Raw genomic sequence first — 25,928 nt, 5'->3', positions numbered from 1 at the left:
TGAGCATAAGACCGAATCTCCCTGAAGTATTTCTAATTCTATTTGGAATAAATAATTAACTTTGTGATTAACCATAAATCAATATTGAAAGTAGAGCAAAACATACAACGCTTACAGTACCTGCTGTCTCTTTATAAGATGACAATACAGGATCTGCTTTCGATAATCAGCGACGGCCTAGCCAAGCCAATCACAGAAGAAGAAATTACTGCCGATGAGGTCAAATTAAGTCATCTTAAGCGCATTGATAAAATCTTTAACAAGGGTCTACATTTCTATCTTGATCCAAAAGCTCCGGAACAAAACAAGGAAGCCAGTATCTTTTTCAGAAAGACCAATTTCAATGTGGATTTGAATTTAGGCGCAAAACGCATTGTGAACCAGTTTGAAGAGTTTAAAATTTCACTTTCAGGAATTGCGAAACTTGCTGATTTAAAACTGGAAAGACAAATTCCAGTATATAGCAGTAAACAAGATCCCAAAGAAATTGCCGCGACCATCAGAAAACTGCTTTATCCCAAATTCTGTCCTGTGCCCAAAGATTTTTTAAAGGCATTTATTGGAAAACTTGCCGAGTACAATATTCTGGTTTGTGAATTTGTGGAAACCTGGAATAAAAAGGACAAAGCAAATATCGACGGGTTTTTCCTGAATCCTAATGTAATCGTACTAAAAAGGCAACAGATTTCTTTCCGCCGGGAGATTTTCACACTTGCCCATGAACTAGGACATTATCTGCTGAATGAAGAAGAAGTTGAGCAGCTTGATATACAAAATATGGCCAGCGATACTTTAAGTGTAGTAGAGCGTTGGTGTAATGATTTTGCTTACTATTTTCTTGCTGGAGAATATGATGGAGTTATCAAAAATCTTGGAATGGCAACTGGTAACAATGATTATCATCATAGTGACATAGATATTATATCGGCAAATACACATCTTAGCAAAATAGCGCTTTTTACCCGACTCTTATATCAAAAGCAAATTTCTTCGAATAACTATAACCAGATCAAATCTGATTTTGATGAACAGTTTAGGCTCAGAGTGGAAGAAGAAAAAAACCGACGAGAGTTAGATAAACAGGATGGCATTGTTCAGCGTGGTTCTACTCCCAAACCAATAAACTCTCCACTGCTCATATCAACGATCCAAACCGCTTTTTATGAAGGAGTCATCAACGAGTATGATGTCTGTAAGACGCTTAATATTAAACCTGACAAGCTAGATCAATTTTAATTCGCAAAACACGGCATAACAATGCGCGGGTTGATTACTGGATCTTCCCGCTGTTAACAATTCTAACCTGTTCTGTATGACCAGCGCTGTACACATTCGTTTTGGAGAATGAAGGAGACTTGATGTTATCCAGTTGAACAGCAGTTTGTGGTTTGGTGCCTTCTGCATAAAACTTAACATTTTCAAATCGCAGCTGCTCTACATTTGCGGCGCCCAATGCCCATGGAGCTTTGGTATTAGCGTCAGTGACGTAGTGGACAGAAATGTTTTTAAAGAGAATGTTTTTGTATGAGAACCCCTTATCACTGTGTATAGCGATAGGATTTTTGATATCATCTGCTTTTATGTTTTCAACGACGATATCATTAGCATTATTTCCTTGATGCAATTCAAATATGAAAGGATTATTCATGTTATGCATCTTCAGGTTTGAAATACGGATTCCTTCCAGGTCCCCTTTCACCAAACCCCATCCACCTGGCTGAATGTAAATTCCTGCCAGCATGTTGGTACGGTGCGCTGCGCCAGAAGTACGGTGCGGATATTTTCCCGGGCCACCAAAATAAGAGTTCGTCACATAGAATCCTTTCACTGGCATGATCACACGGATACCATTACAGGCAGAATTGATTTTACAGTCTTCTACACGGAAATTGTCCCAGAATCCACCGGCAATGGCATCGTCGCCGGTTTGCAGGTCACATTGCTTCAACAGAATATCCTTGCCGCCACGAATGTGTATTCCATCCCAGCCTTGCTGAATGTGTACTTTCTGGAAAATCGTATTGTGCAGGTCGTAAGCCAGGATAGCATAATTAGCTGCTTTTTCAATCGTAATATCTTCAAACCTTAGGTCTTTGCAGTTTGCCATCACTATGGTGTGCGGGCCACGCATTCCTTCTTCGCCTTTAGCATTAAAAACGTGGTCTCCATCGATATGGCCTTCTCCCGAGATAGTAGCTTTATTTACCCCTTGAGCTATAATCAGCGCTTTTATCCATTCGGTGTCGTAGGCGCTATTGGAATTATTACCATCGGTACTGATCGTATTATATTTTGTAAGGTCTGTCTCAGGAATAAAAGAATGATAGAGACTCATATCAGATACGCCTTTCAATACAGCACCTTTGTTTAAATGAAGATTGACATTGCTTTTCAAATAAACTGTAGCTGTTAGAAAAACGCCAGAAGGTACAACCACGGTTCCCCCACCTTCACTGGAGCATTTGGCAATCGTCTGATTGATGATCTCGGTGTTTACTGTTTTGTTGTCTCCCTTGGCTCCGAGCTCCTGAATATTGTAGCTTGCGTTCTGCGCGAAAGTTGCAGAGGGTAAAATGATAAATAACGATTTGAGGATAAGATTTGAGACAGAAGATCTCATTGTGCGGCTAAAAAAGTTCATAAAATATGTAAAGGGCTAAAATAATAGGTCTCAAAAGTAAAAATTTTGATGACAAGCCCATCATTTAGCAATACATTTCGTGATTTTGACTTGTATTAGTAGACAAACTCCATATCCTTTCTTCGTGTATCGTTCGTATTTACTCCAGTATTGTATATTTTTTAAGGATGTATTGGAAGCATGTTGGAAAAGGGTTGCTTAGACCTGAGTCTAAGCAACCCTTTTCCAACATGCTTCCAACCTGCTCCCAACGCATCATGAATACAAAGCAATACACGAACAAGATACGAATAACGCCAGAACGATAAGTGCTGAGATCATCCGCTGATCAATAAGGTAAATTTAACCTACCAATCTGATACTTTTCCAAGTCTCAATAGCCCAATCCAGATCTTCCTCGTTATCAAAATAAAACACAGCCTCTAATACCTGGTTATCTATGATAGAGAATCCGTAAATAACCTCATAACTTTTATCACCATCTTCTTCACGGATCAAGTAGCCCAACCTGTCTACTTCAGTATCGGAGAAATCAAAAATTTCCAATGTTTCAGCATCAGTCTGATCTCTGCCCTCGATATTTTGCTGCTGCTCAGCAGAAAGCGTCGTTTTACTCTTACCTTCCTCATTCCAGATCGTCATTCTTACCGACTTATCACCGGTGGTATACAGCAAAGCACGGCTCTCCTCTACCCTTCTCTCAAACAAGTTATTGATGTCTATTTGCCAGTTATCAGTTAGCTGATTTGTGACCATATAATCATCCTCCATTTCGAAGTCATATACCTTATCCCATGCAGAACCATCTTCATTTTTCTCATAAACGGAGCCCACTCCTTTGAGCAAGATATCCGCAATTGAAGGATCAATATTTAGTATTGTTGACGGATTATAAATCCCCGTGTTGTCGGGGTCGTCATTGTATTCCTCAGTTTCAAATCCCGTAAAGATCCTCCAGCCACTGTCTTCCGGACGCGTGCTTTTTTCACGATACATGAATCGAGGTTCCATCTGCTCTTCCACAACCAGTTTAGAAACCATTAGCCCGCCAATCGCCGGGAAATTCTCAAATTTATTTTCCGGGTTTTCTTTGGAAGAATTCATATTGAATGTGTTTATAATTTAATACAACCGCATCAATTAACCTCAGGGTTTTCATTTTAGTTTTATATAAAGATCAATAAAATTTCGAAAAGAACACACCATCCGCATAAATAAGAAACAATTATCGGCACAAGGCATCGTTTTTGCTGTGAATGAAGCATTTAACCATTTCCATATTTGTATGAAGCTCCATTACTTTATCTTACAAACGCTCTTCCTGCTCACCATCACACTTTCCAGTTCCTGTCAGTCTTCAACCACCTTCCCTGGTGTGTATGCTGGTGTAAGATTAAGTATCAACCCTCTTGGTGGAGGAATGAACAGAACAGACGAAGTGATCTTGTTTAGAAAAGACAAAACCTTTACCGATCAACTCGACAAAAAAGACTGGAAAACCGCTGTCAGGGGAAAGTATGAAATCAAAGGCTCTGAGGTTTATCTGTACTATACCAAAGGAAGCAAGGACAACCTTACCATCACCAAAGGAGGAAATCTGGATGCAGGTTCTTACACCATGTTCAAGATGGATCTGGACAATAAAGTGCCAAAAGGCTCCTTCCTCTTCAAGTTTGTTAACGGAAGCGGCGGGATCGCGACAGGAACGACCTATGTAGGAAGCAGTTCAAGACGAGAACTCAACTTTGATGGAGCAGGGAATTTCACTACCGACAGGCAATCTACAACTGTAGTTGCGGGCGATAACATCGGCGGCGGTACCAATTCCAAAAGTGACGGACGTGGCAAATACGCAATCAAAGATGGAGTACTGACACTGCAGTATGATAACGGCACGACAACCACGCACAGTTTCTTTGCCAGTCTTGGTGATGCTAAAAACAAGACAATGGCGGTGATAGATGGTAGTTTTTACTTCACAGAGGATATGAATGCGAAGAAAACTTCATCTTCAAGTAAATCCAGTACTACAACCGCAACAGATACGAAACTTCCTAACGCAGCACAAATCCTGACAGAACTGAGAAAAAGATACGGAGGTACAGCTATAGACAATCTGAAAACTTATACTGTAAAAGCGCAGTTCAGCGGGATCACAGTGATCTCTTACAATGATGTTGTGGGCAAACGTTTCAGAAATGAGATGTTCCAGCGGGGGAAACTCATAGGCGTAGAACAAATCGGCCCTGCCGGTGGATGGTTATGGAGCAATGGAAAAAAGATCCCCAGCACTACTGAACGACTGGAAGAAGCGAAATACAATGATTATATTGGCGTGATGGGTTTACAACAGGGAACAAATGCCGCATTTAGTAAAGGCACGGTGCAGGCCGTAAAAAACGGTTATGCGATAGGTTTCCAGATAGACGGGCATACATTTGTGTACGTGATCGACAAAAATTACACGATCCTGGGCGACAGTTACATGATCGGTAAAACCAAGCTGACGAATACCTACAGCAATAACAGGACAGTCGACGGTATTACATTACCTTTTACCATCACAACGACCAGCGGAAAAAACAAACTGACGCTGAACTATCAAAGTATAGAAATTAACAAAGCCCTTGCAACAAACTGGCAGCAACCCTGATGCCAGCCTAGATCATAGCTATGACTGGCAGGTCAAATGAAAAGGTGGATCCTTTACCGATCTCACTGCTTACCTGGAGTGATCCCTGGTGATCCTGAATGATGCGTGAAGAGATATAGAGGCCCATACCTAGTCCGCTATATTTCTTCTTAATCTGATTATCGCGGTAGAATTTATCAAATACCATCTTCTGACTTTCTTCAGTCATTCCAATTCCCTGATCAGTTACAGCAATCCTGAGATAATCTTTAGAAAGTTCCAAAGTGATTTTTATCGCACTACCTTCTGATGAATATTTAGCTGCATTCCCCACCAGATTGCTCAGCACCTGTTCCAACCGCATGAGATCTATCATGACCTTTGCATCTGTATCTGCATTCAGATGTAAAGAAAGATAATGTTTATCCACCAGCAGGCTCAAACTTTCCATGCTCGACTGGAGAAATGGGTTGATCGAAACTGGCTGAAAATCATAACTAAAATCTCCATGTTCAAACTTGGAAATATCCATCAGCTGACGTACCAGCTTTACCAGTTTGTTGGTCTGGTTTTCGATTTTGCCGAGATACCCGGCTACCTTTGAGTTGGGGTCCGCATTCATTTTCAGCGCAATCTGAGCGTAAGACCGCAGAATAGTAAGCGGAGAATTCAGTTCGTGACTGGCGACGGAAAGGAATTCATTTTTCTGCTGATTAATTAACTGAGCCTCCTCCAAAGCGAACTCGCTGCGTTGGTTTAGATCCACTAATGTAGCATTACGCTGTTTCACCTCTTCGTAAGCACTCACAGGGCCATTAGCCAAAATTTGTTGCCGGATGGACAATATCTTATGCTGATCGAGACGGTTTGATCGTGGAATACCCAATTGGAGTACAATTTTTAAATTTGTCCCGCTTACAGACAGCTCCACCATCGGCAATAATTTCCGGGCATATTCAAATCCTTCAGATCTTCTGTTGAAATCAGAATCTACCTCAGCATCAATAGCTGCCGTAATAAAAAAACGCCCGGAATCACTGGTGGTACCGAGTATCGCGACGCCCTGTGTAGCTTTGTCGATTATTTCCCGGCAAACTTCCGAAACGGCCGTGGCAAAGGCCGTTTGTGTGGATAAGGTAAGACCCAGCATAGCTGCAATAGACATAGATCGCTTGTAAGCAAGCGTCAGGTCCATTTCATTCTCTAAGGTAATTTTAGCGAGTTCTGTCATGAAACTAAAATTTAGCGGTTATTACAGACATATCATCAGTCAGACGGGCGAAATCTTTATAAATTGCCGCCGCCTGGATACTTAAATCAGCCCGAATTAAGCTCGGAAATCTATTAATGTCCCACCTTGATTTCATGCCGTCAGAGCACATGGTTAACAAATTATATTCTTTAAGATCAAGTATCTGATCATTCATTGTATTGGGTATATTGTGGCCTACAATGCCATTATAGGATAAATGCGATTTGCTGGCCAGGAAGCCTGAAAGCTTGGTTGAAATATTGCCCACACCGGCGATGCGCATTTGTTTTGTTTTAGTATCGATCACAGCAACGGTGGCTACCAGTCCCCTTGTCTTCCGGACCGAAGTATGCAGAAACCTCAATATCTCTACAGGAGAGTGTTCCGGACATTGCTTGAAAGCTTTTACAGCTTCATTAACCGCGTGATTCGCCTCCGGACCATGACCTAAACCATCTCCAACTAATATCTTTATATAATCTGCCGTTGTTTTCACATAGAATCCGTCACCACTGGTGCTTTCTCCCGGTTTTGCAACAACCAGCGGCCGGATCTCAAATCCTTTTTTAACTTTTTTAGCGATCGGCGTTTTGAATACGCGGCTAACTAAGATGGTACCCCAGCCTTTTGAAGAGAAAATATCAAATTCATCTGACAAGCGTTTTATGCTGCCAAACCCATGTCCCATTGTACTGGAACTGGAATACCCATCACTCATCATTCGAGTTAAATCTGTCATTCCAGGCCCGTTATCGATGCATATAAGCTCGATATAACAATTTTGATCAACTTCAAAACCGCCCACTAGTAACTCACCACCGTTAGCATATTTATGCAGGTTTGATGTAATCTCTGCAACGATGATATCCAGTTCTGCAATACGGTGCAGGTCAAAATTAAGCGAGGATGCCAGGTTATGAATTTCTTTCTTAATGATAGCGAAATAACTGCGATCTGAAGCACTGAAGCTTTTATGTGTAGCGTCAACCATTAACCCATTTTACTATGGTCACCTTGGTACCTTTACCTAATTCGCTCTTGATATCGAACTCGTTAACTAATCTTTTGGTACCCGGCAAACCTAAACCCAAACTCTTTCCGGTTGTGAAACCATCCTTCATTGCCAATGAAATATCCGCAATACCAGGACCTTTGTCATTGAATGTTAACCTTATCCCATTGTCACGGCCACGCGAAACTACTTCAATAAGTACCTCACCGCCACCACCATATCGCAACATGTTACGAACCAGTTCGCTCGCTGCAGTAATGAGTTTGGTCTGGTTAACAAGCCCCATCTTTATCTTCACTGCATGTTCTTTAACGCGATTACGGAAAGGAACAACATCCTGCTCCCGGATCACCGACATGTTGTCTTTATTAAGAGAGATCAGTGCTGTAATCATCATCGGGATCTATTATATCTTCTTCAATTATTTGAATCTTTGACTTTAACAGATCCATGCCTCTCTCGACATTTAAAGCGGTGAACACACCTTTCAAGGGCAAGCCCAGCTCCACTAACGTGATGGCTACTGCTGGTTGCATGCCTACAACAACTGTTTCAGCATCTAGCAACTTCGACATCACACCGATATTGCCAATAATGCGTCCCATAAAGGAATCTACAATGCTAACTGCAGATATATCAATCAAAATGCCCTGGGCTCCGGTTTTGCTCACCATCTTCACAAGGTCAGCTTCAAGATCAAGGGCTAGCCGGTCATATAAATCCACTTGTATGGTTACAAGTAAAAATTGACCCATCCTCAAAATAGGTATTCTCTCCATAGAATTTACTAGATCGATTTAACTACAGTTTTCCTCACTTCCAATTTCAGTGTCCTGAATGCATATTGTAATGCACTTGCCATTGATGCTTTGGTCACTATCGATGACAGGTCTATTCCCAAATGCACGATGGTCTGAGCTATTTCCGGACGGATACCGCTGATGATACACTCTGCACCCATCAGGCGGGTAGCACTAACTGTTTTCAGTAAGTGTTGTGCAACCAGGGAATCTACGGTTGGAACGCCTGAAATATCCAGGATCGCAACACTGCTGCCCGACTCAACAATCTCTGTTAGCAGGCTTTCCATAACTACCTGGGTACGCGCGCTGTCAAGTGTTCCAATAATTGGTAAGGCTAAAATTCCATCCCACACCCTAATCACAGGTGTAGAAATTTCGGTAATCTCATCCGTTTGACGGAGGATAACTTCTTCGCGGCCTTTGATAAAGGTTTCGAAAGTTATAACTGACAGGTGATCCAGTAAACGATACAGTTTTAAACTGGTATCCATAAGTTCCTTTGTATCTTTGATCTCTTCCTGTAAGACTTCAATCAATGCTTCTCTCAGACTCAGAATAAATGCTCCTGTTTCACGCGGAGAAAAGCCTTGTCTTGCACGTGAAATAGAAATTCCACTCAGGATTTCAATGACATGATCAAATTCCGAAGATTCATAGTCAAGTAATGTTTTTTCATTCAGGCTGCTTACCAGGGCAGCAACCAATTCCTCTGAATCAGCACGCAAATCTTCATTGCTCATCAGGTCATCCCGCAAACCTTCATTGGCTAATTGATTTTTAATCCAGCGCTCTAAAATAGCTGACTGTTTTTTTTTGAAGACTTTTGTAATATCTGTGGCCATAGATGTTTAATAAAATAAAGTGTAATGCTACGATTTTTATTCGAATTTATATAATTTAGATCAATGCAGAATATCCGTAAGGATGCAGAAAGGCGGGAAATTTTAAAATGACCAGGAAAAAGAGATCAAATCAACTGTCTATACTTTTATTGATATCGCTGACCTTGACTGTGCTGTCTGTTTACGGCTATTTGAAGCAGAATAGAAATACCCCATCATCCTTAAATCTGGCAGATCCTACTATATTTTATGATAAAGGAACTTATTACCTCTATGGTACCAGCAGCGACAAAGGTTTCCTTGTTTATCAGTCCAAAGACTTGACATCCTGGACTGGCCCTGTGGGTAAAAAAGATGGTTTTGCACTGGCAAAGGGAGATGCTTTTGGCGACAAAGGGTTTTGGGCACCACAAGTCTTTAAATACCGCGCAAAATTCTACATGGCTTACACTGCCAATGAGCAGATTGCGATTGCCGAGAGCGACAGTCCGCTCGGTCCCTTCACTCAGGATACGCCAAAGGCAATCTCGGGAACAGGAAAACAGATCGATCCTTTTGTGTTTTTTGATGACAAAGGCAAACCATTCCTGTACCATGTAAAATTGCAGGAGGGCAACAAAATATTCGTATCTGAAATGGATTCCTATTTAAATGATGTCATACCGGGAACTGCGAAACTCTGTATATCAGCCTCTGCGCAATGGGAAAACACAGAAAACACGAAATGGCTGGTAACTGAGGGTCCCACAGTATTTAAACGTGGAAAATACTATTACATGATCTATTCTGCCAACGATTTCAGAAGTAAAGATTATGCAGTAGGTTACGCCACTTCGCTGTCTCCTAGAGGTCCATGGACAAAGTATCAGGGCAACCCAATCATCAGCAGAAACAATGTAGGCCATAATGGAACCGGGCATGGCGACTTATTCCAGGACAACGAGGGCAAGTATCATTATGTGATGCACACGCATTATTCTGACACCAAAGTGGAGAAAAGAAGAACCGGACTAATTGATCTGCAAATAAAGCCTCAGGATGATGGAACTGCGGTTATCATGACAAACATTTCGAGTTTCAGATTTCTCTCCCACTACATTAACCGGTAAAACTGTCCCGCTATAGTTTAAAGATTTTTGCATCGCTGTTACAATTATTTAGACTACTAATACCGTAGAGATACCATTCTTTTTATATATTTGGCTCTAATACATTCGAATATGAAAAGATTTTACAAAGAAACCCCACTTTCCTCCACAGAAACTTTCTCAGGCAACCCAAAAGCCAGATGTTGTTGATTTATACCATAACAGCTGTAGAGAAATAAGCAAAACCCTTAAATCAAACTGCTCTAACCACACCAATCTGCACGATACAGATTGGCAGGGGCAGGATATAACCAAGCTTCAACCACCATTAAAAAATGAAACAACCACTCAAAGCCTTAAAGCAAAGCTTTTACAGGGCTGCACGTTATCGCGGGGGCATAAACAAAGTCCTCACCAAGCTGTTTTTACAGACCATAATGATACTTTCTGGTCTGCTAGTCACTCATTCCGCTTTCGCGCAAAACATCAAAATCAAAGGTACTGTAGCAGACGAAAAGGGCATCACCATCATCGGTGCTTCTGTGAAAGTTAAAAATCAGACTACCGCAACCATTACTGATGCCAATGGAAATTTCAGTATCGACGCTCCCGCAAATGCGGTATTACAGATCAGCTATGTGGGATCTAAAGCGCTTGAGGTTCCTGTCAACAACAGAACTACCATTAATGTGAGCCTGACTTCCGAAACCTCTGACCTCAATGAGGTGGTGGTAGTTGGATATGGAAGCGTCAGAAAAAGCGACCTCACCGGATCGGTAACTTCTCTGAAAAGCAGCGATCTCAACCAGGGACAAAAAACAAACGTTCAGCAGGCGCTGATCGGTAGAGCTGCTGGTGTCCAGATCTATCAGAAAAGCGGAGAACCTGGAGCTGCACTGAGCGTACAGGTCAGAGGTATCACTTCCATCAGCGGAAACAACAATCCTTTATACGTTATCGACGGACTTCCCGTAAATGACGGGGTTGCTGTAGGCGCTTCTGCACCCAGTGGTACCACCTCCAATCCCAATCTGCGTTCCGGGATGAATACGCTTAATCCCGCAGATATTGCCTCTATTGAAATCCTCAAAGATGCATCCGCAACAGCGATATATGGCTCAAGGGGTGCAAACGGTGTAGTGATCATCACCACAAAAAAGGGAACGGAAGGCAAACTTAAAGTGAGCTACAACGCCCAGTTTGGTACGCAAAAGGCCACCCGCGTGCTGGATTACATGACTGGCGATGAATACACCAGCGCCATCAATGGTATCATCGATCTTGGAGGACTCTCCAATCAGCGCGTAACGGGTCCCAATGCAAATACCGACTGGCAGTCGCTCCTCCTGCGGAATGCGACACAACAGAGTCACGACCTTTCCTTCTCCGGTGGTGGCGGCAATACGAAGTTTTACATTTCTGCAGGTTACTATAACCAGGAAGGTGTAATGCTCAACTCCGGTAACAAGCGCTACAACGGAAGGGTAAACGTTGAAAATTCCGTAGCTTCAAAATACGCGGTCGGCATCAGTCTGGAAACTTCTTACAGCCGCGACCAATACAATGCGACGGGTGTAGGATTAAACGACAATGCGAGTGCGCTTTATATGGCGCAAAACTATGATCCTACGGCTGCACCTTATACTGCTGACGGAGGATACAACCGTTCAGCACTGATGAACCCTATGGACAATCCCCTGGCGGTAATCAATGGTCAGTACGGAAACGGAGATACCTACAGAACCATAGGAAATATTTATGCGGAGTACTTTTTTGTTCCCTCCCTCTCGGCAAAAGTGCGGGCAGGTGTGGATTTGAATGATAGTCAGCGTTACTTCTGGATCGATCCATCTACCCTGACTGGCGCATCTTATAATGGGTTTGCAGAGCAGAGAAATGGAAAACTTGGATACTATCTGGGTGAGGCCACAATTAATTATAACAAGGTATTTGGCGACCATAGCTTGAATGCGGTTGCGGGTTCTACATATGAGCGTTATACTTCCAGTTCACTAACAGCAAATTCGCGTTCATTCGCACTGCCAGACTTGGCGTATGATGGTCTGGGAACGGGCGACAATACGCTAAACGGGGTGAGCAACAACAGGCAGGAGAATATCCTGGTGTCATTTCTGAGTCGCGTGAATTACACTTACAAAGGAAAATACCTGCTTACAGGTTCATTCCGTGCGGATGGTTCAGCGAGGTTCGGGCCCAACAAAAGGTTTGGCTACTTCCCTTCTGCGGCACTGGCCTGGAAAATTCATGAGGAAGATTTCCTGAAAGACAGCAAGGTGCTGAGTGATTTAAAACTTAGGGTGGGTTACGGACTTACCGGGAACCAGCCAAATGCCAACTATATCTATTACAGCACCTACTCTGCCGGCAGAAATGCAGTTTTCGATGGTACAAGATACAGCAGTCTGAACCCCTCGCGAAGCGCGAATGCAGATCTGCAATGGGAATCTGCCAACCAACTGGATGTAGGTTTGGATTTCAGCTTGTTCAGCAACAGACTGAGCGGGGGTCTGGAATACTACAACAGAAAGACCTCAGACCTGATCTATGATATTCCTCAGGCTGCCAGTACTGGTTTTCCTACACAAACACAAAACGTAGGCAGCATGCGCAACACTGGATTTGAGGTATCGCTGAAAGCTGCGGTTATCAATGAAGGCGACTTTAAACTGGATGCAGGATTTAACCTGACAACGATTAAAAACAAAGTGCTGAAACTGGGTGATCTTAGTCAGGTGATCTACGGCAGTGCGGGTAACATCACTTCTATAGGTATCCTTAAAGTTGGTGAGTCTATTGGTTCCTATTATGGATATACTGTCGATGGCGTTTGGCAAACCGGAGACGATTTCTCACAGGCACAGGCGGGAGTACGACCTGGAGATATCAAATACCGCGACCTTGATGGCAACAAGATTATTGATGCCCGGGACAGGAGCATCATCGGCAAATCAATGCCGGATTTCTATTATGGTTTCAATACGGGTCTGACTTACAAAGCGGTATCGCTAAACGTTCTTCTCGAAGGATCACATGGCGCTAATTTACTCAACAGCAGTCTTGTTGATGCTTTTTACCCGGTGGATTTAAGAAGAAATAAACTCGCAGAACCCTATCTGAACAGATGGACGCCAGAAAACCCTACAAATGAATTCCCTTCTTTTGTGACCGGTGATGTACAGGGTGCGCGACAAGTAAATACGAAAACGGTAGAAGATGCGTCTTATCTGAGACTGCAGTCGATCCAGCTTTCGGTGAGGGTCCCGATCCCAAAAAACAAGTTCATCAACAGTCTCAATGTCTTCGCCAATGGACAGAACCTCCACACCTGGACGAAATATACAGGATCTGATCCCGCAGCAAATGCAGTGGGCGACAATATTCTGAAAGTAGACTATAACTCCTACCCGCTCTCAAGAACGTATAGCTTAGGCGTTAACCTTCAATTCTAATCCGACATGAAAAAATTATATATAGCAACGGTACTTTCCGCAGCAGCACTCAGCTTCAGCTCATGCGAAAAAACGCTTGAAGTATCACCAAACTCAGAATTCTCCCCAGAGACTGTACTCTCTACCGATGCAGGTATCAAATCTGTGCTCTACAGCGCATACGCACAATCCCAGACGCAAACGAACTCCCGCTGGGTAATCAACGATTCCGAAATGTGTACCGATGTAGCTTTCGATACTGGCGGAGCCGAAAATGGCGGACTGCTCACGATTATCAATTATACCTGGGACCCTTCAACGGCAACGTTTTTTGATGATATCTGGGCTCCAAATTACAGGGCCATCCGTGATGCCAACAGTGTAATCGGCAACATTGCTGCCGTAAATACCACCGATGCCAAGAAAAAGTTATACCTCGCGGAAGCACGTGTGATCAGGGCGCAGGCTTATGCCAACCTGTACAATAACTTTGGCCCGGTACCGATCAGAACACCGGAAACACAAACGGGAAACCTGGCCAGGGCAAGCAATCAGCAGATGCTGGACCTCATAGAAACTGAAATCACTGCCGCTCTTCCGGATTTGCCTGCCCCGGGAACGGAGGCAAATTTCGGCCGCTATAACAAGGGTATCGCCTATGCGATTCTCGCCAAGTTTTATCTGAATACCAAGCAGTGGCAGAAAGCTGCGGATGCATCAAAGATGATCATTGATCTCACTTACTATCAGCTCTTTGCTGCTTTCGACGGGCTGTTCCGGGTAGAAAATGAGCGTAACAGGGAGATCATACTGGCGCTGCAATGCAGACCCGAAGATCCCTTCGGTAACTGGTTCCAGGCGGGAGCTCTTCCTCCGGCGTATAAAAGCAGCCCACAATTTCCAGCCTACAACTACACCTCCTCGATGTCAAACTTCGCAACGATGTACCGCCTCAGAACGGCTTTCACGAATACGATTGCGGCAACAGACAAAAGACGTTCATTAATTCTGACCAGCTATGTAAACACGAGTAATGTGACTGTAGACTTATCTACAGGTGATAATGCACGCAGCTTCAAGTATTGGGACAATGCGACAGTGGGCAACAACAGCGGTACTGATGTTCCTGTATTGCGTTATGCAGATATCCTCCTGACGCGTGCAGAGGCTTTGAATGAATTATCGGGGCCAAGCGCTGAGAGTCTTGGGCTCCTCAATCAGATCCGCCAACGCGCAGGCATCCCCTTGCTTTCGCTCGCAGATCTTTCCGGAAAGGATGCTTTCCGCGATGCGATCCTGCGTGAACGCGGATGGGAGTTTATTTCAGAGGGTAAACGCCGCGAAGATCTGATCCGTCAGGGTAAACTGATTTCTGACGCCACAGCCAGAGGTATCAGCAATGCCAGAGACTACAGGGTGCTCTTCCCTATCCCGCAATCGGAAATAGATGCGAATAAATTATGTACACAAAATACCGGATACTAAATCGATATATTTGATCATGAGCTTCATAAAACACAAGAAAACCTTACTGCTTCTCGCAGGACTGATTCTTTCTGTTTCTGCCATAGCACAGAAACGATGGACCGAAGAAAAGGCAGTACAGTGGTACAAATCTCAACCCTGGATGACGGGATGTAATTACCAGCCCGCAACTGCGATCAATCAGCTGGAAATGTTTCAGGCGGATACATTTGATCCCGCAGGGATTGATAAAGAACTGGGATGGGCAGGAGAACTGGGCTTTAACACGATGAGGGTATTTCTGCACCATGTGGCCTGGACTTCCGATAAAGAGGGATTCAAGAAAAGGATAAACGAGTATCTGAAGATATCCGACAAGCATAAAATAAAGACGATTCTGGTGTTCTTTGACGATTGCTGGAATCCTCAGTATGCCCCGGGAAAACAGCCTGCGCCGAAACCGGGAGTCCACAACAGCGGATGGGTTCAGGATCCGGGAACGGATATCAGAAATAACGCGGACAGCCTGAAGATGCTGGAGCATTACGTAAAAGATATCATCACGACCTTTAAAGATGATCAGCGAATTGCGATGTGGGACCTCTACAATGAGCCTGGAAACAAGGGTTATGTAGATAAAAGTCTGAGTTTGTTAAAGCAAGTGTTTACCTGGGCTCAGGCCATCAGACCCAGTCAGCCCTTAACGGCAGGCGTATGGAGGTTCGAAGATAAATTTGCGAACCTGAACAAGGTTCAGCTGGAAAATTCTGATATCATCACTTATCATCAATATGGGTATGTCGACCGCCATCTGGACCGCGTTAAGGAATTGCAGCAGTATAAACGCCCGCTGGTTTGTACAGAGTACATGGCGCGACGCAACGGCAGTCTGTTCCAGACGATCCTGCCGATGCTGAAAAATGAAAATGTTGGCGCTATCAACTGGGGTTTCGTTGCCGGAAAGACCAACACGATTTTTGCATGGGATACGCCTGTTGCCAGTGGTAAAGAACCAGAATTGTGGTTCCATGATATTTACAGAACAGACAAAATACCTTTCAGCGAAGATGAAATCAGGGTGATTAAATCACTCAACGAGAAAAAATAAGAATTGAATGAAGAACAAAAGAACAATCAAAATGAACAAAACCAGAAATATTTTTCTTTCTGTCACGGGAGCGGGCGCGATCTTGTTGCTGTCCTTCTCGGCATTTAAAACGGGTAAAACTATTGTGCAGCCGCCGGCAGCAAAGCCTCGCCCGAATATCGTATTGATTATGGCCGATGACATGGGCTTCTCTGATGCGGGTTGTTATGGTGGTGAGATCAACACGCCTAATCTCGACTTCCTCGCCAAAAATGGCGTGAGATTTAAACAGTTTTACAATACTTCGAGGTGCTGCCCTACCCGCGCCTCTTTGCTGACGGGTCTTTATAACCAGCAGGCAGGAATCGGGAAGATGACTGAAGCTGAGGAATTACCAAGCTACCTTGGCCGACTGGCCGATAACACAATCACTATCGCAGAGCTGCTGAAAGGCGCAGGATACCAGACGGCGATGTCAGGAAAATGGCATGTATCGAATACGATTGTTCAAAAGGATCCTAAAGAACAACTGGCCTGGTTAAACCACCACAAGGATTATGGTGATTTCTCTCCGATCGCACAGTACCCTACAAGCCGCGGTTTTGACCAGTTCTTCGGAACGATCTGGGGCGTAGTGGATTTCTTTGATCCCTTTAGCCTGGTTAGTGGCACCAAACCTATCAAAGAAGTACCAAAAGATTACTACCAGACAGATGCAATCAATGATACCGCTGTAGCTTACATCAACGGATGGAGCAAATCTGACAAACCGTTTTTTCTGTACGTAGCACAAAATGCGCCGCACTGGCCACTGCAGGCTAAACCAGAAGATATCGCGAAGTACAAAGACACTTACAAAGTGGGCTGGGATGCGATCAGGGAAGCCAGATACAAGAGGATGGCTAAGCTGGGTCTGATTGATACGCTGACGACTAAACTTTCTTCGGCAGCTGAACGTGGTACGAGCTGGAAAGATAATCCTACCCAGGGCTGGGATGCCGAAGCAATGGCGGTACATGCGGCGATGATCGACCGTATGGATCAGGGAATCGGCAGAATCATCGATGCGCTTAAAAAAACGGGAAAACTGGATAATACGATCATTGTGTTTCTTTCAGATAATGGTGCGAGTCCTGAAAATGCTGCCGCATACGGACCGGGATTCGACCGCCCGAGCGAAACGAGAACGGGTTCTCCAATCGTCTATGCCACAGAAAAACAAGCGATGCCAGGTCCGCAGACTACCTACAGTTCTATCGGTAAAATCTGGGCAAATGTGGCCAATACTCCATACGAATATGCCAAGGCAGAGTCCTTTGAAGGTGGTATACATACGCCTATGATCGCCTACTGGCCCAAAGGTATTACTGCTCCAAAAGGAGGATACAGCAACCAGGTGGGACACGTGATGGATTTCATGGCTACGTTTGCTGAACTGGCGGGTGCGAAGTATCCTAAACAATATAAAGGAAAAGATATCCTGCCTACTACAGGTATCAGTCTTGCGCCATCATTTGCAGGGAAGACTGTTACGGGTCATCATACGCTGTTTAACGAACACTTTGGAGCCCGTTATGCACGCTCCGGAAACTGGAAACTGGTATCATTGAGCAATGATAGTACATGGCATCTGTTTGATCTTTCAAAAGATAAGACTGAAGTGAATGACCTTGCTGCTTCAAACCCTTCTAAAGTTGCTGAACTGAAAGGTTTATGGCAACAGTGGGCTAAGACCAATCAGGTATTTCCAAAACCAAAGAAAAAGTAAGTCGTAAGGCAGACAGGGCTGAATACATTAAGTGTTTAGCCCTGTATCCTTTATGACATCGTCGCCAAAGGCAAAAACACTAAGGAAGACCATCACCAGGGCGAAAAACCACATCCCCATAAATATTCCTATACCTAAATGCAGGGCGATGATCATGCCGAGCCACCAGACCCTGACATTTTTCATCCACATGAAGACGACGTAGCCGATCTCTACAATCAGCACGGAGAGGCCGATAATGAGTGGAATATAGGGGTAATCGGCCATCCATGAAAAGTCATAGTGTTTAAAGATGGGCATCATCATGGTGCGCCAGATCGCTTCGCCATTCAACCATTGTATACCAAGACATTTTTCAATTCCCGAAGAGAGATAAACCAGACACATCTGGAATTGTACGAGCCGGATAGCGATTCCTGCGCCAACAGATTCTTTTTTGTACTTGCTCAGGCCAAGCACCATATCCGCAGAATAGGTGGTGTTTAAGGGGAAAAACAAAGCGTAGAACAAGGCGAGCTGCGTAAATACTTCCACCCCATAAATAATCCCGCTGCCGGTATTGATAAAGGCAAGATGGAGCATAAAACAGAGGAATGTGCTCAGTCTGGTAAACAAACCGAAAAACAGACACAGGCTGGAACAGAAAAATATTTTCATCACCAGCATGGCAGCATCATCAAAGGAAATATTAAAGAACCTGCCCAGAAAGATGCTGTAATCGCCGATATGTGGCGCATAGGGATAGGCATTGACCTTAGAAATGCTCCACTGGATGAGGCCGTACTGTCCGTAAAAGATCAGAAAATTATGATACAGGACTGCAAATTTGCCGATACAAATCAGGGCCAGACCTGTACGGTAAAACAATAAGGGATAGGTAGGTTTTTCTACCTCAATAAAATTAAATAGCCGCTGATAAAGACTGCCCGGATTATTTGGCATATATCGTAGTTTGATAATATAGTTTTTTTGAAATTCTTTCTCCTCTCCTATAGTTTTCCATTGTAGGGACTTCATGTTTGTAAACGGATATCAGCACCTGGCTGACGGTACGGTCGGTATTCATACAGTACAAACCCCAGGAACGGGCAAACAGGTCCATTTGCGAAGTGCTGTTTCCCTCACTGAAATGCCATAACATGGTGAGGAACCTGATCCGGTTTTCTCTGTCTGCAGCATGCAACTGCACTTCATGACCTACGGTATCTTTCTCCTTAAACGCACGGAGGCTTAACTCATAATCATCGTTCACGGTAGGCGCAAAAAAGCCGAAGTTCCTGTTGGTGTAGGTGTATGATGAATAGAGGTTGATCAGAGAGTTTACAGGCTGAAAGTGAATGAGTTCGTAAAGATGCGATACGGTAATGATGACGAAGGCAAAATGAATCAGAAATAGTATGCGTACTGTTTTATTCAATGGATTGAAATGGACTGTTAAACAATGATTAATTTTAGATAATGGGGTTATCTATTGATATTTGCTCAGCACATTATATAACTTATCCATTTGGCTAAGCTGGGCTTTGTTGAAGTTGCCCTGTACAAAAATGTTGATGTTGGTGTTGCTACTCATCGCACCTGTTTTGAAGATGTTGATGTTAGTGTTTGTTGCTGCAGCAGCGTTTTTAAAGATGTTGATATTGGTGTTGGTTGCAGCTACCGAACCTGCACCCGGACGGGTGGTGTTCTTTTGCCCAACGGCTGCTAAACCTTTTGCAGTTGCGCGGCCAGTCATTAAGGTTCCTTTTTCAGTTTTCATGTCTACTTTATAAGAGCTTGCATCAAAAGACTTCAGGATATTTGTTACTTCCATTTTATCTCTTTCAGATAATGGTTTGGAAACGTTCAGCGATACCTGTCCGAAAGCCGTAACAGTGAAAAACATGGCTCCTAAAAGCAGCATTGTAGATTTTAGAGTGTTCATAGTTAAATTTTTATTTGGTGCCTACTCTTTTGGGTTTTTCGGCTTTCACCCGCGTTTAACAGTCCATTTACAAATTTCACAGGGGCTCTCTGCATGGCTCACAGAGAGTATTCCTGTCTTGTATGATGTCGTTTTTTGCGGCATCGTAGAACGAAACTAAACAAGATAGTATTCCCGAAAAATGGTTATAAATTGTCATTTTTTGGAATGGGAATAAAGACTAACTTTAGTAGTTTTGGGCAGAAAAGAGCAATTTGGAATACTCCTGTCCTGTTTGTTAAACCAGGGATATTACGGACACATCATGTCACATTTTGCTAAAACGATGCAATTTTAGCAGGAGGTATTTATCTCATTATTTGTTTGATCATAAGACATATCATTTTGCTAATAACTTCAGAATCTCATAAAATCCCCCGCAAATCCCGCTTTCCTGCGGCCAGGATCATAGTATCAGATTTCTGATAAAACCTATCATCCTGGTAATCAGGCAAACGCGTTGATATTCAATTTCATAGGCTAGTTTTGAAGGATAAAATTGCTCCAAATGGACATCGATAATCTTAATCCCTAAAAACATGAAAAATCAAACAACCTATCATTTCGCTGAAATCAACGGACTGAACATCTTTTACCGCGAAGCGGGTCCCAAAGATGCGCCAACACTCGTACTGCTGCATGGTTATCCTGCATCATCTTTTATGTTCAGGAATCTGATCAGCAGCCTGTCGGACAAATATCATTTGATAGCAGCCGACTACCCTGGCTACGGCAGAAGCGAACAGCCCCCTATCGCAGATTTCGCTTATACTTTTGATAACTATGCTGACATTATTGAAAAGCTGTTAGATACACTGCATATATCAAAATATAGTCTTTATCTCATGGATTATGGCGCTCCTGTCGGATGGAGAATTGCCTCCAAAGCTCCCGAAAAAATCGAGACACTGATTGTACAAAACGGATGTGCTTATGAAGAAGGACTCGAAGCATTCTGGGATCCTTTCAAAGCTTACTGGAAAGACAGGAACGACAAACAGGCAGAAAACACACTGGCCACTTTTCATCAACCTGACGGACTAAAATGGCAATACACCCATGGGGTTCCAGATCCTTCCGTTGTCAGTCCTGATAACTGGGAAATTGACCTCCGCCATTTGCAACGTCCGGAAAATGATCAGATACAACTGGACATGTTTTACGATTACGGAACCAATCCCCCGCAATATCCAAAATGGCAGCAGTATTTCAGAGATTACAATCCTGAGATGCTAATCGTATATGGCAAAAATGATTACATCTTCCCTCAAAGCGGAGCGGAAGCCTACAAGAAAGATGTAAAAAATCTTGAATACCACTTATTTGATGCCGGACATTTCGCGCTGGAAAGTCATGGCGATGAAATCGCAGCCACCATCAAAGATTTCCTGGATCGCAAGGTCGGTCGCTAATCAACGAAACCAAGGGTAGCCCTACCCGGCTACCCTTATCATATGAATCATCACTCTTATCAGAAAAATGATAAGAAATTTTATCTATTTTATGTAAATTCGAATGCAAGTACCGTAATATGTTCTTCATGAAAAAAACCTGCCTCTTTCTGCTGCTGATATGCGTAACAGCATTGGTAAGGGCACAATCCAGTGATCTCGAAGAGCTTTCTCTACCCACACTCAAACGAAAACTTGCCGACAGTAAAAACGACACCAACAGAGTTCAGCTACAGCTCGCCCTGGGCCGCGCCATGATCGATAAAGCAGAAATCGGAAAGGCACGTCTCGATTCCTCATTTACCCTCGCGGATCAGGCAGCTCAACTGAGCCGCAGCCTGAATTACAATTATGGCATCATCAATTCCATGATACTCACAGCGCTCTGCTGGAACAAACAGGGCAACTATGATAAAGGCACCGCAACTGCCCAAAAAGTACTGGACTTCTCCAGAAAAGTGAACAACACCTTTGGCATGGCCGAGTCCTACATTGTGATGGGGCACCGTTACGATGTGGCCACGATGGACGGGCTGATCAAAAGAAGAGCGTTTAACAACAAGGCTATTGCCCTGTTCAGAAAGGATCGCAATTTATTACGGCTGGCCTCACTGTTAAAAGATGATGCCGAATTGCTGCTGCTGGCAGACCGGAAAACTGAAGCGGTAAAACTGCTTTTTGAAGCACTTGACATCGGGAAGTCTATCGGATACAAACGGCTCCACAGCACCTACTGGCTGATCGGCAGGACCTCAAATGAGATGGGAGCCTTTCCCAATGCTTTGAAATACAACCTGCTGGCCATCAAGACGGCGAAGGAGCAGAAAGACACCACACTCCAACTCTGCAGTATCTATCATACCATGGCTGTTACCTACAGCAGCATGAACGATTACAATCAGGCCATTCCCTATTCCCTGCTGGCCCTGAAGATCGCAAAACGCTACAATACCAAAGACTACATCTCCACGGTTTCAAGAGTGCTGGCTACCGCCTACACCCATACCAACAAGCTGCATAAAGCCATGGCGCTCCTCAACGAACTGGAGAAAAACAGCGAAAATGATCGGGATAAACTTGCTGTAATGAACAATATCCTCGTCAATCTCACTTTTGCCAGACACTTTAAAGCAGCAGATCAATACGCAGTAAAAGTCAGGAAATCACTGTCAGGCATTTCTGCGAATAATTACGAGCTTTTCAGGGGCGCCTATGCGGCACTGGCACAGTATTATTTAAAAACCGGAAATTATCAGGATGCAGCTGCTTTCAATGAACGCTACGCTGAGATTGTCTATAAGATCAACAATGCCCTTGAAATTCGAATCACCGAACAACGCTCTTACGAGCTGGATTCCATCCGCGGCAATTTCAAGTCGGCACTCAGCCATCATTTGATCGCTCAAAGAATAAAAGATTCAATTGATAATATCACAAAAGCCTATCAGGTGTCTGTGTTACAAATTGAGAATGAAACAGAAAAGAAAAATGATCATATTGATACATTGACAAAAATGGCGCTGGCAAAAGATGTCCAGATCAAACGCAATCAGTTTATTCAGCGCAGCATCATTGCAGTTTCCCTGCTGATGCTCATCATCAGCATACTGATCTTCAGCCGCTATCGCCTCAAGCAGAAAACCAACCGTCAGCTTCAGATCAGCCAGCGCAAACTCGACCAGAAAAACATCTTCCTGGAAGAGATGAATACCAGTCAGGAAAAACTCCTCAAGGAAAAAGAGTGGCTGGTGAAAGAGGTACACCATCGGGTAAAAAACAACCTGCAGATGGTCACCAGCCTGCTTTATTCACAATCTGTATACCTTGAAGATGCCGCAGCGGTACTCGCGATAAAGGACAGTCTGCGAAGGATGCAGGCCATGTCGCTCATCCATCAGAAGCTGTATCAGGATGAAAATACAAGTACGATATCCATGCCTGAATATATCAGTGAGCTGGTGCGTTACCTGCATGAGAGTTTTGACACCGATAACAGGATCATCTTCAGACAGACCGTAGAAGCGATTGAGTTGGATGTCTCGCAGGCCATCCCTCTGGGACTGATTTTTACAGAAAGTATTGTCAACGCCATAAAATATGCTTTTCTAAACGGCAAGCAGGGCATTGTGAGCATATATTTGCAGCATGACGGGCCTGATCATTTGCTGCTGAAGATAGCTGACAATGGCATAGGACTTCCTCCGGGCTTTGATACCAAAGACAGTAACTCTTTGGGGCTCGACTTGATGCAGGGTCTCGCGAAACAATTAAATGGTAATTTTGATATCACCAATGATAATGGCGTGCACATCACGGTGCGTTTTGCTATTTTAACAGACTATGAAAAAAAATATACTGATAGTTGAGGATGAGTATGTTGTGGCCACCGCATTACGCCTTACTTTGGTACAGGCAGGTTACAGCGTATGTGGTATCGCTGCTTCTGCCGCAGAGGCAGAAAGTTATCTGCAGAAACAGAAACCAGACCTGGTATTACTGGATATACGACTCAATGGTGAGCTCAGCGGCATTGATCTCGCCAGGAAGCTAAGTGCGGCCAACATTGCCTTTATCTATCTTTCTGCCAATTCAAGTCAGGATATACTTGAAGAAGCAAAAAAAACTGAGCCTTATGGCTTTATAGTAAAACCTTTTAGGGAAAAAGACCTGTTGGTAGCACTGGATATCGCATGGTACCGTCAGAAGAATACTGTGGAAGCGAGGTTATTACAGGAGAGCTTGCTGCAAAAGGAACTGCTGGAAATTGGCAACGAAAGCTCAGATGCAAAAGTCAAGTTACTTAAGGTTGCGAAGGCATTCCGCAGCTTCATCCCATTTGACCTGATGGTAGCCGGAACGAGCTCCGCAGAAGCCGGGAGTTTTACCGAATCAGGATACCTGCGTATTGGATTTGATGAATATCAGTATATCGCTGAAAAGGAACTGCTGACCATCGCAGGATTGCATACCGATGCCTTGCCGGAGATCATTCAAAACAGCCAGACTGAGAACAAGGAAGGTATTTATGATGCAAACGATCAGGCCAGAAACAATTCCCTGCAAAACCTGTGGCTGGATACGTTCAGGATCAAATCCTTTCTGGTGACCGATATTATCATCAATGGCGGTACCCCATTCAGCTACCGTTTTTACAGCCGCCAGTCCGACACCTACACTTATAAACATCTGTCGATACTACAGCTTTTCAGAACATGTCTGACCCGGGTAACTGAAAAGATGGTCGCAGCATCACCTATAATCAAAGATCCGGTGAACCAGGATATTGCTGAGGATAAGTCAGGCAGGCAGGAATTTGAGGGGATTATCGGTAAACACCCTCTCTTACTTGATGCACTGGAACTGACCACACAGGTAGCACCCTATCATACCTCTGTGCTGATCCTGGGCGAAAGCGGTACGGGAAAAGAGAAAGTTGCCCGATCTATCCACGCGCTGTCTCCATGGAAATCCGGCCCCTTTGTGGAGGTTAACTGTGGGGCCATTCCCGCAGCACTCATTGAATCGGAATTGTTCGGTCATGAAAAAGGAGCCTTTACGGGCGCTACGGAAAAGAGAAAAGGCAGGTTTGAACAGGCCGATGGAGGTACTATATTCCTGGACGAAATTGGAGAGTTACCATTGGATATGCAGGTGAAACTGCTGCGGGTGCTGCAGGAAAAGGAAATCAATTATGTAGGCAGCAATCTGCCAAAGAAGATCGATGTAAGGATTGTGGCTGCTACCAACCGCATACTGGAAAAGGAAGTGGCCGATGGAAGGTTCAGGCTTGATCTGTATTACCGCCTCAATGTCTTTCCTATCACTTTGCCCCCTTTGCGCGATCGTAAAACGGATATTCCTGCACTGGCATCATTTTTTGCCGACAAGTTCTGCAGAGAATTTAATAAAGTTTACAGCGGCATATCTGATCTGATGATGGATGAAATGTACAGCTATCACTGGCCGGGAAATATCCGCGAGCTGGAAAATGTCCTTGAACGTGCCGTGATCCTTAACGACGGGCAATCAGAACTGCAGCTCAGACAAAACCTCAGCGGGATCAGAAGGGAAAATACTGCTCCTGCCCCTATACAGACGCTGGAAGATGTAAAACAGGTACAGCGTGAAACGGAAAAAGCCCACCTGATTTCGATACTGAAAAGAACGGAAGGACGTATACGCGGCGCCGGTGGAGCTGCTGAGCTACTCAGCATCAAACCTACTACCCTCGATTCAAGGATCGCAAAACTTGGAATAACCAGGGAAGACTTTGAATGATGAGCAAACTCTGAAATCTTCGGAGTTAAGACCAGCATTATCCGATATTTTCGTAGGCCCCGATTGCCGCTATCCGCCAATCGGCTCCTGACAGCATTGTTATTCAACAACTTATAGCTCTTACCATAACAATTTTCCTGGCTTAACTTTCTGGCACGCAATTGACTATACGAGCAGCATTCAATCATTACGCTCATT

General features: G+C 43.9%; 20 protein-coding genes. 10 read left to right on the top strand and 10 right to left on the bottom strand.

What is annotated here, in order from left to right; translation table 11 throughout:
• Positions 1–84: 84 nt before the first annotated feature.
• A complete protein-coding gene (locus OQY15_RS17180; protein WP_265793122.1) occupies positions 85–1,236 on the top strand; it encodes an ImmA/IrrE family metallo-endopeptidase in 1,152 nt (383 codons plus the stop codon).
• A gap of 34 nt (positions 1,237–1,270) precedes the next feature.
• Here the strand turns inward: OQY15_RS17180 and OQY15_RS17175 are convergent, their stop codons facing one another.
• Both OQY15_RS17175 and OQY15_RS17170 read right to left on the bottom strand, forming a co-directional pair.
• Positions 1,271–2,620 carry a glycosyl hydrolase family 28 protein gene (locus OQY15_RS17175; RefSeq protein WP_265793121.1) on the bottom strand — a complete coding sequence of 450 codons (1,350 nt, stop codon included), beginning with the start codon at positions 2,618–2,620 and terminating at the stop codon, positions 1,271–1,273.
• 363 nt (positions 2,621–2,983) lie between these two features.
• Positions 2,984–3,745: a DUF2185 domain-containing protein gene (locus OQY15_RS17170; RefSeq protein WP_265793120.1), complete on the bottom strand. Its 762-nt coding sequence runs from the start codon at positions 3,743–3,745 to the stop codon at positions 2,984–2,986.
• Between the two features lie 181 nt (positions 3,746–3,926).
• On the opposite strand from OQY15_RS17170, the gene OQY15_RS17165 reads away from it, so the two are divergent.
• Positions 3,927–5,294, top strand: a complete 1,368-nt coding sequence (locus OQY15_RS17165; RefSeq protein WP_265793118.1) for a hypothetical protein — start codon at positions 3,927–3,929, stop codon at positions 5,292–5,294.
• A 7-nt stretch (positions 5,295–5,301) separates the two neighbouring features.
• Here the strand turns inward: OQY15_RS17165 and OQY15_RS17160 are convergent, their stop codons facing one another.
• From OQY15_RS17160 to OQY15_RS17140, 5 genes are read right to left on the bottom strand one after another with little or no spacing between them, the layout of a single operon-like run.
• Positions 5,302–6,504 (bottom strand): HAMP domain-containing sensor histidine kinase, encoded by a 1,203-nt coding sequence (locus tag OQY15_RS17160; RefSeq protein ID WP_265793117.1) that lies wholly within the window; start codon positions 6,502–6,504, stop codon positions 5,302–5,304.
• 4 nt (positions 6,505–6,508) lie between these two features.
• Positions 6,509–7,516 (bottom strand): SpoIIE family protein phosphatase, encoded by a 1,008-nt coding sequence (locus OQY15_RS17155; protein ID WP_265793116.1) that lies wholly within the window; start codon positions 7,514–7,516, stop codon positions 6,509–6,511.
• Positions 7,509–7,934, bottom strand: a complete 426-nt coding sequence (locus OQY15_RS17150; RefSeq protein ID WP_265793115.1) for an anti-sigma regulatory factor — start codon at positions 7,932–7,934, stop codon at positions 7,509–7,511. Before OQY15_RS17150 ends, OQY15_RS17155 begins: the two co-directional genes overlap by 8 nt.
• Positions 7,906–8,316 (bottom strand): STAS domain-containing protein, encoded by a 411-nt coding sequence (locus OQY15_RS17145; RefSeq protein WP_265793114.1) that lies wholly within the window; start codon positions 8,314–8,316, stop codon positions 7,906–7,908. Before OQY15_RS17145 ends, OQY15_RS17150 begins: the two co-directional genes overlap by 29 nt.
• Positions 8,317–8,324: 8 nt before the next feature.
• Positions 8,325–9,182 (bottom strand): STAS domain-containing protein, encoded by an 858-nt coding sequence (locus OQY15_RS17140; protein ID WP_265793113.1) that lies wholly within the window; start codon positions 9,180–9,182, stop codon positions 8,325–8,327.
• 191 nt (positions 9,183–9,373) lie between these two features.
• On the opposite strand from OQY15_RS17140, the gene OQY15_RS17135 reads away from it, so the two are divergent.
• The 5 genes from OQY15_RS17135 (at position 9,374) to OQY15_RS17115 (ending at position 18,038) form a co-directional block, all read left to right on the top strand.
• Positions 9,374–10,291, top strand: a complete 918-nt coding sequence (locus OQY15_RS17135; protein WP_265793112.1) for a glycoside hydrolase family 43 protein — start codon at positions 9,374–9,376, stop codon at positions 10,289–10,291.
• Positions 10,292–10,605: 314 nt separating this feature from the next.
• Complete coding sequence (locus OQY15_RS17130) at positions 10,606–13,740, top strand: TonB-dependent receptor (RefSeq protein ID WP_265793111.1); 3,135 nt, start codon at positions 10,606–10,608, stop codon at positions 13,738–13,740.
• Between the two features lie 6 nt (positions 13,741–13,746).
• Complete coding sequence (locus OQY15_RS17125) at positions 13,747–15,204, top strand: RagB/SusD family nutrient uptake outer membrane protein (RefSeq protein WP_265793110.1); 1,458 nt, start codon at positions 13,747–13,749, stop codon at positions 15,202–15,204.
• 16 nt (positions 15,205–15,220) lie between these two features.
• Positions 15,221–16,291 (top strand): glycoside hydrolase family 2 TIM barrel-domain containing protein, encoded by a 1,071-nt coding sequence (locus OQY15_RS17120; protein ID WP_265793109.1) that lies wholly within the window; start codon positions 15,221–15,223, stop codon positions 16,289–16,291.
• A gap of 7 nt (positions 16,292–16,298) precedes the next feature.
• Positions 16,299–18,038, top strand: coding sequence for an arylsulfatase (locus OQY15_RS17115; protein ID WP_265793108.1), 1,740 nt, complete (start codon positions 16,299–16,301; stop codon positions 18,036–18,038).
• Positions 18,039–18,065: 27 nt separating this feature from the next.
• Here OQY15_RS17115 and OQY15_RS17110 read toward each other — a convergent pair whose 3' ends face one another.
• The 3 genes from OQY15_RS17110 to OQY15_RS17100 are packed head-to-tail and all read right to left on the bottom strand — an operon-like array spanning position 18,066 to position 19,962.
• Entirely contained in the window at positions 18,066–18,980 is a 915-nt protein-coding gene (locus tag OQY15_RS17110) for a hypothetical protein (protein ID WP_265793107.1), read from the bottom strand.
• Positions 18,970–19,455 carry a hypothetical protein gene (locus tag OQY15_RS17105; protein WP_265793106.1) on the bottom strand — a complete coding sequence of 162 codons (486 nt, stop codon included), beginning with the start codon at positions 19,453–19,455 and terminating at the stop codon, positions 18,970–18,972. The genes OQY15_RS17110 and OQY15_RS17105 overlap by 11 nt, the downstream gene beginning before the upstream one ends.
• Before the next feature lie 51 nt (positions 19,456–19,506).
• Positions 19,507–19,962 (bottom strand): hypothetical protein, encoded by a 456-nt coding sequence (locus OQY15_RS17100; protein ID WP_265793105.1) that lies wholly within the window; start codon positions 19,960–19,962, stop codon positions 19,507–19,509.
• A 578-nt stretch (positions 19,963–20,540) separates the two neighbouring features.
• On the opposite strand from OQY15_RS17100, the gene OQY15_RS17095 reads away from it, so the two are divergent.
• The 3 genes from OQY15_RS17095 (at position 20,541) to OQY15_RS17085 (ending at position 25,730) form a co-directional block, all read left to right on the top strand.
• The gene (locus tag OQY15_RS17095; RefSeq protein WP_265793103.1) at positions 20,541–21,413 is read left to right on the top strand and encodes an alpha/beta hydrolase; all 873 of its coding nucleotides are present in this window, start codon (positions 20,541–20,543) and stop codon (positions 21,411–21,413) included.
• A gap of 128 nt (positions 21,414–21,541) precedes the next feature.
• Positions 21,542–23,818 carry a histidine kinase dimerization/phosphoacceptor domain -containing protein gene (locus OQY15_RS17090; protein ID WP_265793101.1) on the top strand — a complete coding sequence of 759 codons (2,277 nt, stop codon included), beginning with the start codon at positions 21,542–21,544 and terminating at the stop codon, positions 23,816–23,818.
• Positions 23,793–25,730 (top strand): sigma 54-interacting response regulator, encoded by a 1,938-nt coding sequence (locus OQY15_RS17085; RefSeq protein ID WP_265793100.1) that lies wholly within the window; start codon positions 23,793–23,795, stop codon positions 25,728–25,730. Before OQY15_RS17090 ends, OQY15_RS17085 begins: the two co-directional genes overlap by 26 nt.
• The last annotated feature ends 198 nt before the right edge of the window (positions 25,731–25,928 follow it).

Source organism: Pedobacter sp. MC2016-15 (assembly GCF_026239695.1).
Taxonomy (GTDB): Bacteria; Bacteroidota; Bacteroidia; order Sphingobacteriales; family Sphingobacteriaceae; genus Pedobacter.
Note: the sequence above shows the minus strand (reverse complement) of the source record. Positions and strands in the feature narration are given on the sequence as shown.

Excerpts from the sequence above, each read along its gene's own strand:
- OQY15_RS17085 (WP_265793100.1), top strand. The coding sequence starts at position 23,793 with ATGAAAAAAAATATACTGATAGTTGAGGATGAGTATGTTGTGGCCACC.
- OQY15_RS17175 (WP_265793121.1), bottom strand. The coding sequence starts at position 2,620 with ATGAGATCTTCTGTCTCAAATCTTATCCTCAAATCGTTATTTATCATT.
- OQY15_RS17165 (WP_265793118.1), top strand. The coding sequence starts at position 3,927 with ATGAAGCTCCATTACTTTATCTTACAAACGCTCTTCCTGCTCACCATC.
- OQY15_RS17155 (WP_265793116.1), bottom strand. The coding sequence starts at position 7,516 with ATGGTTGACGCTACACATAAAAGCTTCAGTGCTTCAGATCGCAGTTAT.
- OQY15_RS17095 (WP_265793103.1), top strand. The coding sequence starts at position 20,541 with ATGAAAAATCAAACAACCTATCATTTCGCTGAAATCAACGGACTGAAC.
- OQY15_RS17130 (WP_265793111.1), top strand. The coding sequence starts at position 10,606 with ATGAAACAACCACTCAAAGCCTTAAAGCAAAGCTTTTACAGGGCTGCA.
- OQY15_RS17145 (WP_265793114.1), bottom strand. The coding sequence starts at position 8,316 with ATGGAGAGAATACCTATTTTGAGGATGGGTCAATTTTTACTTGTAACC.
- OQY15_RS17170 (WP_265793120.1), bottom strand. The coding sequence starts at position 3,745 with ATGAATTCTTCCAAAGAAAACCCGGAAAATAAATTTGAGAATTTCCCG.
- OQY15_RS17160 (WP_265793117.1), bottom strand. The coding sequence starts at position 6,504 with ATGACAGAACTCGCTAAAATTACCTTAGAGAATGAAATGGACCTGACG.
- OQY15_RS17100 (WP_265793105.1), bottom strand. The coding sequence starts at position 19,962 with ATGAACACTCTAAAATCTACAATGCTGCTTTTAGGAGCCATGTTTTTC.
- OQY15_RS17120 (WP_265793109.1), top strand. The coding sequence starts at position 15,221 with ATGAGCTTCATAAAACACAAGAAAACCTTACTGCTTCTCGCAGGACTG.
- OQY15_RS17125 (WP_265793110.1), top strand. The coding sequence starts at position 13,747 with ATGAAAAAATTATATATAGCAACGGTACTTTCCGCAGCAGCACTCAGC.
- OQY15_RS17110 (WP_265793107.1), bottom strand. The coding sequence starts at position 18,980 with ATGCCAAATAATCCGGGCAGTCTTTATCAGCGGCTATTTAATTTTATT.
- OQY15_RS17150 (WP_265793115.1), bottom strand. The coding sequence starts at position 7,934 with ATGATGATTACAGCACTGATCTCTCTTAATAAAGACAACATGTCGGTG.
- OQY15_RS17115 (WP_265793108.1), top strand. The coding sequence starts at position 16,299 with ATGAAGAACAAAAGAACAATCAAAATGAACAAAACCAGAAATATTTTT.
- OQY15_RS17090 (WP_265793101.1), top strand. The coding sequence starts at position 21,542 with ATGAAAAAAACCTGCCTCTTTCTGCTGCTGATATGCGTAACAGCATTG.
- OQY15_RS17140 (WP_265793113.1), bottom strand. The coding sequence starts at position 9,182 with ATGGCCACAGATATTACAAAAGTCTTCAAAAAAAAACAGTCAGCTATT.